Annotated in this window: 10 protein-coding genes; 1 reads left to right on the top strand and 9 read right to left on the bottom strand. The window is 71.7% G+C overall.

The features are described from left to right. The first annotated feature begins 134 nt into the window (after nucleotides 1-134). Entirely contained in the window at nucleotides 135-1,112 is a 978-nt protein-coding gene (locus EBL84_RS13770; RefSeq protein ID WP_123141344.1) for a LysR family transcriptional regulator, read from the top strand. Between the two features lie 19 nt (nucleotides 1,113-1,131). On the opposite strand, the gene EBL84_RS13765 is transcribed toward EBL84_RS13770, so the two are convergent. Genes EBL84_RS13765 through EBL84_RS13725 form a run of 9 tightly spaced genes read right to left on the bottom strand, consistent with a single transcriptional unit; the run spans nucleotide 1,132 to nucleotide 8,550 of the window. Next, nucleotides 1,132-3,366, bottom strand: a complete 2,235-nt coding sequence (locus EBL84_RS13765) for a proton-conducting transporter membrane subunit (protein WP_123141343.1) — start codon at nucleotides 3,364-3,366, stop codon at nucleotides 1,132-1,134. Beyond that, a complete protein-coding gene (locus tag EBL84_RS13760) occupies nucleotides 3,363-4,868 on the bottom strand; it encodes a complex I subunit 5 family protein (RefSeq protein ID WP_123141342.1) in 1,506 nt (501 codons plus the stop codon). Before EBL84_RS13760 ends, EBL84_RS13765 begins: the two co-directional genes overlap by 4 nt. Continuing rightward, nucleotides 4,865-6,310, bottom strand: coding sequence for a complex I subunit 5 family protein (locus tag EBL84_RS13755; RefSeq protein ID WP_123141341.1), 1,446 nt, complete (start codon nucleotides 6,308-6,310; stop codon nucleotides 4,865-4,867). Before EBL84_RS13755 ends, EBL84_RS13760 begins: the two co-directional genes overlap by 4 nt. Next, nucleotides 6,300-6,593 (bottom strand): cation:proton antiporter subunit C, encoded by a 294-nt coding sequence (locus tag EBL84_RS13750; protein WP_123141340.1) that lies wholly within the window; start codon nucleotides 6,591-6,593, stop codon nucleotides 6,300-6,302. The genes EBL84_RS13755 and EBL84_RS13750 overlap by 11 nt, the downstream gene beginning before the upstream one ends. Further along, on the bottom strand, nucleotides 6,590-7,255 hold the full coding sequence (locus tag EBL84_RS13745) for an MnhB domain-containing protein (RefSeq protein WP_123141339.1): 666 nt from the start codon (nucleotides 7,253-7,255) through the stop codon (nucleotides 6,590-6,592). Before EBL84_RS13745 ends, EBL84_RS13750 begins: the two co-directional genes overlap by 4 nt. Beyond that, complete coding sequence (locus tag EBL84_RS13740; protein WP_123141338.1) at nucleotides 7,252-7,515, bottom strand: DUF4040 domain-containing protein; 264 nt, start codon at nucleotides 7,513-7,515, stop codon at nucleotides 7,252-7,254. The genes EBL84_RS13745 and EBL84_RS13740 overlap by 4 nt, the downstream gene beginning before the upstream one ends. Continuing rightward, nucleotides 7,512-7,808 (bottom strand): monovalent cation/H(+) antiporter subunit G, encoded by a 297-nt coding sequence (locus tag EBL84_RS13735; protein WP_123141337.1) that lies wholly within the window; start codon nucleotides 7,806-7,808, stop codon nucleotides 7,512-7,514. The genes EBL84_RS13740 and EBL84_RS13735 overlap by 4 nt, the downstream gene beginning before the upstream one ends. Beyond that, entirely contained in the window at nucleotides 7,805-8,068 is a 264-nt protein-coding gene (locus EBL84_RS13730; RefSeq protein WP_123141336.1) for a monovalent cation/H+ antiporter complex subunit F, read from the bottom strand. Before EBL84_RS13730 ends, EBL84_RS13735 begins: the two co-directional genes overlap by 4 nt. Beyond that, nucleotides 8,065-8,550: a Na+/H+ antiporter subunit E gene (locus EBL84_RS13725; protein ID WP_123141335.1), complete on the bottom strand. Its 486-nt coding sequence runs from the start codon at nucleotides 8,548-8,550 to the stop codon at nucleotides 8,065-8,067. The genes EBL84_RS13730 and EBL84_RS13725 overlap by 4 nt, the downstream gene beginning before the upstream one ends. Between the last annotated feature and the right edge of the window lie 67 nt (nucleotides 8,551-8,617).

The following is an 8,617-nucleotide window of genomic DNA, read 5'->3' as shown; positions in this document are numbered from 1 at the left end:
GGCCGCGCCGCGCGCCGGGTCGCCCGCGCCCGCACCGCGGCTGCCGCGACGCCGGGTCTGGCCGGACTGATCCGAGCCGTCGCCAGGATGCGCGGCCCGGCATCCATCCGTCAGCGCAGCCATCGGGGTGCCCCATGTTCGATCCCATGCTCAACCTCGTCCGTCATGTCAGCCTGCGTCAGTTGCAGGTGTTCGAGGCCATCGCCCGGCTCAAGAGCTTCACCAAGGCCGCCGACGAGCTCTATCTCACCCAGCCGACGGTCTCCACCCAGATCAAGCGGTTGAGCGATGCCATCGGGTTGCCGCTGTTCGAGCAGATCGGCCGCCAGGTCCATCTCACCGAGGCCGGTCGCGAGCTGGAGGTGGCGGTCAAGGAGATGTTCGGCACCCTCGACCGCTTCGAGATGAAGGTCGCCGATCTCAAGGGGCTCAAGCGCGGCTATCTGCGTCTGTGCGTGATCAGCACCGCCAAGTATTTCGCCCCCGAGGTGCTCGGACGCTTCTGCCAGCAGCACGCCGGGGTCGACGTCTCGCTCAAGGTCACCAATCGCGATCGGGTGTTCGAGCGCTTGCTCGCCAACAAGGACGATCTCTATATCCTCGGCCAGACCCCGGATCGCGAGATCGACCTGTGCTCGCGGGTGTTCGCGCCCAATCCGCTCTATGTGGTCGCCCATCGCGACCACCCGCTGGCGCGCGAGCGCGCCATCCCGCTGGCGCGGATCGCCGAGGAGCACCTGATCATGCGCGAGCCCGGCTCGGGCATCCGCGACGTGGTGCTGCAGACCTTCGAGCGCGCCGGGTTGCGGCCGCACGTGCGCATGGAGCTCGGCAGCAACGAGGCGATCAAGCATGCCATCTACGGCAAGCTCGGACTGTCGATTTTGTCGCTCCACACCCTGACTCAGGAAGGTGCGCGCTCGCAGCTCGCGCTGCTCGATGTCGAGGGTTTTCCGCTGCAGCGCCAGTGGCACGTCGCCCACGCCAAGGGCAAGGAGCTGTCGGTGGTGACCAGCGCCTTCATCGAGTTCCTCGACGCCGAGAGCGAGCAGCTCATCCGCCAACTCGACAAGACCCGCGCGCGATTGAGCCGCTGGGACGCCGCCGCCTAGCGCTCCCTCGTTCGGGTGCTCAGCGCGCCGGGGCGGTCAGTCGTTCGAGCAGCTCGAAGTCGATCGCCCCGCGCGCGGGGTCTCCCCGGTCACGCTCGAAGGCGCGGATCGCCGCGCGGGTACGTGGCCCGATCAGCCCGTCGACCGGCCCCGGATCGAACCCCAGCGCGACCAGCCAGTGCTGCACCCGGCGCACCAGGGCGTTGCTCAGCTCGGGCGCGTCGAGTGTGCTGCCCTCGCTGTCGCAGCGGGGCAGTCGTAACAGGTCCTCGGCGTCGTCGGGGGCGGCGAGCAGGAAGGGGCGCGCCGGGTCGCAGGCGCTCGCTCCCGGCGTCGATCCCGGCTCGACCCGCGGCGTGGCCTCCGCCTCCTGTATGGACTCGATCTGCGGCGAGGGGTCATCCGGCGTGCTCTCGACCTCCGGCATGGCTTCGATCTCCGAGGTGGCCTCGATCTCCGAGGTGGATTCGATCTCCGAGGTGGATTCGATCTCCGAGGTGGATTCGATCTCCGAGATGGATTCGATCTCCGAGATGGATTCGATCTCCGAGATGGATTCGATCAGGGGGTCGGACTCCATGGGCCTGGCCGCGATCTCGACCGGCACACGCCACAGTGCGCCGATCAACAGCAGCAGCAGGGTCAGCCACAGCGCCCCGGCAACCGGCCAGCGGCGTAGTCCGTGCTCGCCGTCGGCGACCGCCGGGCCGAGGGTGAGTGTGTCCTCAAGGCGGGCGACGAGAGGACGCGTCAGCGCCAGCCACGCTGTTGCCAGGCGCTGCCAGACGTGTGTGATGACACGCCACGGAGGAGCGAGCAGCGCCAGCAGGTCGCCGGGCGGGACCTGCCCGGCGAGACGGCGCAAGGGGCCGGGCCAGCGCCAGACCAGTAACGCCAGCACCACCCCGGCGCCGACCAGGAGGGCGTCCTTGAGTTCGGGGGGCGCCGGTACGAGCAGCGGGAACAGCACCACCAGCGCGACCAGCCCACCCCAGCTCGCCAGCGCCCAGCCCTGAGCGGGGTGGGGGCGCGCCTCGATCCCGGCCACCAACCACAGCAGCCGCGCCATCAGCAGGGTGGTCACCACCACCGAGGCGCTCACCAGGGTGAGGATCCACGGCCAGCGCGCGTGTTCGAGCAACGGCGCCACCGCCGCCTTGGCCGCGGCCCCGCTGGTCAGCGGCGCGCCGGCCATCGCCAGCGCCAGCAGCGCCATGCCGGCGAGGATCAGTGGCTGCGCCGGCGCGCCCGCCTTGCGCAGCCCCACCCCGAGGAAGAGGCCGCCCTTGACCAGGGCATGGTGGACGACATAGAGCGCCAGTGCGCCCACCCCGACCTCGGCCAGCGTCGGCTCGGCGAGCATCGCTCCGAGCAGCGCCGCCAGCAGCCCCATCTTGGCGATGCTCGAGTAGGCCAGCACCGTCTTCGCCTCGGTCTGCATCAGTCCGATCGGCAAGGCCAGCGCCAGGGTCAGCAGCCCGATGCCGGTCAGCAGCTCGCCCCAGCCGGGCAGGGCGATCACGCCCACCGGGAGATAGCGCAGCCAGCCGAGCAGCGCGACCTTGATCATGGTCGCGCTCAACACCGCGCTGGCCGCCGCCGGCGCCGCCGGGTGGGCGAGCGGCAGCCACAGGTGCAGCGGCATCAGCCCGGCCTTGACCGCGAGCCCGGCGAGCAGCAGTCCGATGGCCGCAGGTCCGAGCGTGGCGAGCTGTTGCGGCGCCGGGGCGAGCGTCCCGCTCTCGCTGGCGATCAGCACCAGGGCCGCGAACAGGGTGACCTCGCCGAGCAGCGCCATCGCCAGATAGACCCGCCCGGCACGCAGCGCGCGCGCGTTGCCCTCGTGGATCACCAGTCCGTAGGCGGCCAGCCCCATGATCGCGAAGCCGGCATAGAAGCTCGCCAGATCCTGGCCGACGATCAGCCACAGGTTGCCGGCCATGGCGAGCAGAAAGAGTGCGCGGAAGCGCCCGGCAGCGGGACCGAGACCGGCGCTGCCGGCATGGATCCCGGCGACCAGCCACAGCAGCGCGGTGAACAGCAGATAGGTGCGTCCCAGTGGATCGAGTCCGAGCTGGGTGCCGAGCAGCAGCCAGGGCAGCTCGATACGGGTGCCGAGCGGCACCACGAGCGTTGCGCCGAGCGCCGGCAGGGGGCCGAGCGCGGCGAGCCAGCGGCCATGGCGCGTGCTGGATGCGAAGGGGGCCAGCAGCAGCGGCCAGATCCAGGCGGCGAGCAGCAGCCAGGCGCTCATCGATCATACTCCCGGCGCGCGATCAGCTCGGCCCACTCCAGCGGGCTGAAGGGTGCGGCGGCGAACAGACCGGCGAGCAGACAGAGGGTCGCGGTGATCAGCGGCGGCCACAGCAGCGCCGCGCGGGTCTCGAGACGGCGCCGCGCGATCCGCTCCTCCGGCCAGTGTTCGGGTGGGGGGCGGAACCAGGCGCGATAGAGGATCGGCAGGAAGTAGGCGGCGTTGAGCAGGCCGCTGGCGGCGAGCACCGCCAGCACCCAGTCGGCACCGCCGTCGATCGCGCCGAGCCCGAGATACCACTTGCTGACGAAGCCGGCCAGCGGCGGGATGCCGATCATGCCCAGCGCGCCGGCGCTGAAGGCCAGCGTCGTCCAGGGCATGCGCCGTCCGACCCCGTCCATCTGGCTGACCCGGTGGATGCCGAGGGTCTCGGCATAGTTGCCGGCGCAGAAGAACAGGGTGATCTTCATGATCCCCTGGTGGACCAGATGGACCAGCCCGCCGACGGTGGCGATCGGGCCGAAGATCGAGGTGCCGAGCGCGATGTAGGAGACCTGGCTGACGGTGGAGTAGGCCAGCCGGGTCTTGAGCCCGTCCTGGACCAGGGCGCGCAGCGAGCCGTAGAGGATGGTGACGGAGGCCAGCGCGCCGAGCAGCGCGAGCAGCCCGAGCGCGTCGGCCAGCCCCACGCCGTAGACGTCATAGACCACGCGGACGATACCGAAGGCGCCGGCCTTGACCACCGCCACCGCGTGCAGCAGCGCGCTCACCGGCGCCGGGGCCACCATCGACTGCGGCAGCCAGCCGTGCAGCGGCACCAGCGCGGCCTTGACCCCGAGCCCGGCGAGCAGCAGCACGAAGATCACCTGGAACTGACCGTGCAGCGTCGCCGGCAGATCGCCGAGGATGCCGCCCTGGACGAAGTCGAGCGGCCCGGCGAGGGTCTGCAGCCAGACCGCGCCGAGCAGCAGCAGGGCGCCGCCGCCGACGGTGTAGTAGAGATAGATGCGCGCCCCGCGAGTCGCCTCCGGGGTGCCGCGATGGGCCACCAGCGGATAGGTCGCGAGGGTGAGGATCTCGTAGCAGATGACGAAGGTGAGCAGGTTGCCCGCCAGGGCGATGCCGACGGTGGCCGAGACGCAGAGACTGAAGAAGCCGAAGAAGCGGCTGCGGTTGGGGGTGCGCTCGAGATAGCCGATGGCATAGATGGTGGTCACCAGCCAGAGCACCGAGGAGAGGGTGACGAAGAGCACCGAGAGCGCATCGGCGGCGAACACCAGATCGAGTCCGGGGGCGAGGCTGATACGGCTCTCGTAGTCGTGCTCGTGATAGACCCCCCAGATCATCACCCCGACCAGCGCCAGCTTGGTCAGGGCGCCGGCCATGTTGAGACTGGTGCGCAGCAGATGGCTGTCCTCGCGCACCAGGAAGATCGCCGCCCCGGGCACCAGCGAGGAGCAGACGATCAGCAGCGGCAGCAGGGTGTCGAGCGCGCTGCTCATCGGTCGATCTCCACCGGCTCGAGCAGCCCCCACAGCGCGCCGGTCGCCAGCCCCAAGCCGGCCACCGCGAGCAACGCCAGCACCAGTCCCGGCAGCTCCGCGCGCACCTGGGTGACGAAGTGCAGCGGCGTGGGTTCCTGGTTGAAGGCGCGCGCCAGCACCCGGAACACATAGGCCGCGGCGAGCAGGGTGCCGGCGAGCACCGGCAGGATCCACCACCACTGGCCCTGATCGATGGCCGCCTCCAGGAGCAGCCACTTGCCGATGAAGCTGCCGCTCGGCGGCAGCCCGATCAGCGCCACCCCGGCCAGTCCGAGGGTGAAGGTGGTCGCCGGCAGTCGCTGCGCGGTGCCGCCGAGGGCATCGATGCGATCATGCCCGGCGAGCTGCTGGACCTGACCGGCGGCGAGGAAGAAGGCGGCCTTGGCGAACCCGTGGGTGAGCGCCATCAGCAACAGGGCGCCGAGCAGGGCGGTGCGCTCGGGGCCTGGGTCGAGCCCCTGGATCAGGGGGACGAAGAGGAACAGATAACCGATCTGAGCGACCGTGGAGTGGGCCGCGAGCAGCTTCAGCCGCTCGGCGCGCAGCGCCCGCCACGACCCCCAGATCACGCCGCAGGCGCCGAGCAGACCGAGCAGGGTGGCCGCGGCGGGTTGGGTCACCGCGGCGAAGGGGCCGAGCCAGAGCATCAGCAGCAGCCAGGCGGCGACCTTGCCGACCAGCGCCGAGAGCGCGGCGCTGACCGGCGCCGGGGCGTTGGCGTGAGTCGGCGGTAGCCAGAAGTGCAGCGGGAAGAGTGCGGCCTTGAGCGCCAGCCCCAGGCTCAGCAGCGCCAGCGCGGTGGCATCCACCAGCCCGGGGCCGAGCCGGGTGCCGAGCAGCGCGAGGTCGAGCTGACCGTGGGCGGCATAGATCAGCGCCACCCCGAGCAAATAGGTCATCGAGCCGAGCAGGCCGACGAGCAGATAGCGCAGGCTCGCGGTCAGCGCCGCGCGACCGCCGCCGAGCGCGGCGAGCGCCGCGCCGGAGAGCCCGAGGAGTTCCAGCCCGACATAGATGTTGAACAGATCGGCGGCGAGGAACAGGGCGTTGAGCGCGGCCCACAACAGCAGCCACAGCGGCCAGAACTGGCGCAACCGCTCGGGGTCGCGGAAATACCCTCCGGCATGGATGCTGATGGCCAGCGCGACCATCGCGGTCATCGCCAGCAGCGCGGCGACCGCGCCGTCGGCGGCGAGGGCGATGCCGAGCGGCGCCGACCAGCCGCCGAGGCTGGCGCGCAGCGGCCCCTGCTCCCACACCCCGACCACCAGCCAGAGCACGACCCCGCTGCTCGCCAGCGCCGCGATCAGTCCGAGCGCGCGGGCACGAGCGGGCGCGAGCGTGGTGGCCAGCGCGCCGAGCAGCGGCAGGCAGACCGCGAGCGGCAGGCTAGCGTTCATCCTCGGGCACGCCCCCCTGCTCATCGAGTCGTCGGCCGAAGACCAGGGCCAGCGCGGTGGCGCTCACCGCCACCACGATCCCGGTGAGTACCAGCGCGTGCGGCACCGGATCGGGGGGCGCGCCGTCGCGCTCGGCGAGCGCGATCAGCAGGTGGAAGACGCCGCTGCCCATGATGTTGATCGCGATCAGCTTGCGCAGCAGCGGCCTATGGACCAGGAAGGCCCAGAGCCCGAGCACGCAGAGCGCGACGCCGGCGCCGCCGTAGAGCAGTTGCGTGCTCATCGCCCCTCCCCCGGTGGCCGACCGCCGACATAGGCCGCGGCCAGGGTGGCGCCGATGGCCAGGGTGGCGGCGCCCTCGATGGCGAGGATCAGCCACTTCGACCAGTCCGTCGGATAATCGAGCAGGTCGCGCCCGAACGCGAGCACCGTCAACCCGACCAGCAGGAAGGCGCCGACGCCGAGCACCGCGAGCAGCCGCTGGAGCGACTCGCCGGGCAGCCCGGCGCGAGGGTCGCCGGCGAGACGCAGCACCACCCCGGCGGCGCCGAGCAGGGCACCGCCCTGGAAGGCGCCGCCCGGCACCTGGCCGCCGGCCCAGAGCAGATAGCCGCCGGTGAGGATCAGCAGCGGCACCACCCAGGCGACCATCGCCCGCAGCGCCGAGCCGGCGCGCTGATAGGCCGGGGCCGGCGGGCCGAGCGACCAGATCCCGAGCAGCGCGGCGAGCAGCACCGCCAGCTCGAGCAGGGTGTCGTAGGCGCGGTAGTCGAGCAACACCGCGGTGACCGGGTTGCCGACCCCGGTGAGCGGCAGCGCGGCGAACGCCGCCTCGGCGAGTGCGGGCTCGGGCCGCGCGGCGAGCGCGGTGGCCAGCACCCATAGCAGCAGCCCGCCGAGTGCGGCGGCGAGCAGGGCGACGAGCAGGCGTGCCGGGCCGTTCATCCCTCCCCCCCGGTCCGTTGCCGACGGCGTGCCGCGCGCCGCGCCGCGGCGAGCATCAGCGCGCCGCCGAGTCCGGCGCCGATCGCCGCCTCGGCGAGCGCCACGTCGGGCGCGCCGAGCCGCGCCCAGACCAGCGCCAGCCACAGCCCGAAGGCGATGAACAGCATCACCGCGCGGCGCGGCTCGACGCTGGTCAGGGCGGCCACGGCCAGGGTCAGCAGGGTGGCGATCAGCACCAGGTCGAACAGCAATAGGGTCATTGCAGGTCCTCGCCGTCGCCGCGCAGCGCGCGCTTGGCGACCAGATGGGCGCCGGTGGCGCCGGCGAGCAGCACCAGCAGCCAGATCAGCACCAGCTTGAGCCCCTGCCAGGGCGACTCGACCCAGGGCAGCAGGCCGCAGATCAGCAGGCCGAGACCGAGGTTGTCGGCCTTGGTCAGGGCGTGCAGCCGGGTGAACAGGTCGGGCAGGCGCAGCAGCCCGATGCTGCCGGCGGCGAAGAACAGACAGCCGAGCGGCAGGGTGATCGCGGAGAAGAGGAACGCGGCGGTCATTCGGGTGGCTCCTGGAGCCGGCGGCGGGTGAGCGCGGCGGCGGCCACCGCGGCGAGCAGCGCGAAGATCAGCGCGACGTCGATCAGCGCCGGCTGCTCGATGGCGACGGCGAGCAGCAGGAGTACGCCGATCCCGCTGGTGCCGAGCAGTTGCACGCCCATCATCCGGTCGGCGGCGCCGGGGCCGCGCAGCACCTGGATCAGGCCGAGCGACATGCTGGCGAGCAGGGCCAGGGCGGCGAGCAGCGCGAGCGTCCTCATCCGTGACCCTCGCGCGCGAACAGCGCCGCGACCCGTTGCTCCAGCGCGATGAGCTCGGGGCGGACGTCGACCCCGGTGTCGATGGCGTGTACCCGCAGCCGTTGACCGTGCATGTCGGCCCCCAGGGTGCCGGGCAGCAGGCTCACGGTGTCGAGGAAGATCACCCGTGCGGCGGGATCGGTGAGCCGGGAGTGGTAGTCGATGAAGCCTGGGGCAATGCGTGGTCGCGGCGCCAGCACCCGCAGTGCGACATCGAATCCGCCGCGCAGCGACTGGGCGACGAAGTAGGGGATGAAGGCCAGTAGCGCCAGGACCCGCGGTCGTCGTCGGCGCGGGGGCGAGAGCGCAAGGCTGGCATGGGTGGCGAGCGCCACGCTCGGCAGACCGATCAGCCAGGACCAGGGGTCGGTCCCGGCGAGGATCAGCCAGAGCAGTGAGAACAGTGCGCCTCGGGCGAGGACGGTGGTCCAGTGGCGATGCACGATGGCTGGCATCCTTGTGCGTTGGGTTCTGGGCCTGGATATGTTCGGCGCTCCGCGCCGGTGATCC

Source organism: Marichromatium sp. AB31, from assembly GCF_003718685.1.
GTDB lineage: Bacteria > Pseudomonadota > Gammaproteobacteria > Chromatiales > Chromatiaceae > Marichromatium > Marichromatium gracile.
This window is presented reverse-complemented; position numbering and strand designations above follow the sequence as displayed.

Bases quoted from the DNA above. Each gene is read 5' to 3' on its own strand.
- EBL84_RS13740 (WP_123141338.1), bottom strand. From the start codon at position 7,515: ATGACCCTATTGCTGTTCGACCTGGTGCTGATCGCCACCCTGCTGACC.
- EBL84_RS13765 (WP_123141343.1), bottom strand. From the start codon at position 3,366: ATGAGCGCCTGGCTGCTGCTCGCCGCCTGGATCTGGCCGCTGCTGCTG.
- EBL84_RS13770 (WP_123141344.1), top strand. From the start codon at position 135: ATGTTCGATCCCATGCTCAACCTCGTCCGTCATGTCAGCCTGCGTCAG.
- EBL84_RS13745 (WP_123141339.1), bottom strand. From the start codon at position 7,255: ATGAACGGCCCGGCACGCCTGCTCGTCGCCCTGCTCGCCGCCGCACTC.
- EBL84_RS13730 (WP_123141336.1), bottom strand. From the start codon at position 8,068: ATGAGGACGCTCGCGCTGCTCGCCGCCCTGGCCCTGCTCGCCAGCATG.
- EBL84_RS13755 (WP_123141341.1), bottom strand. From the start codon at position 6,310: ATGAACGCTAGCCTGCCGCTCGCGGTCTGCCTGCCGCTGCTCGGCGCG.
- EBL84_RS13750 (WP_123141340.1), bottom strand. From the start codon at position 6,593: ATGAGCACGCAACTGCTCTACGGCGGCGCCGGCGTCGCGCTCTGCGTG.
- EBL84_RS13735 (WP_123141337.1), bottom strand. From the start codon at position 7,808: ATGACCGCCGCGTTCCTCTTCTCCGCGATCACCCTGCCGCTCGGCTGT.
- EBL84_RS13760 (WP_123141342.1), bottom strand. From the start codon at position 4,868: ATGAGCAGCGCGCTCGACACCCTGCTGCCGCTGCTGATCGTCTGCTCC.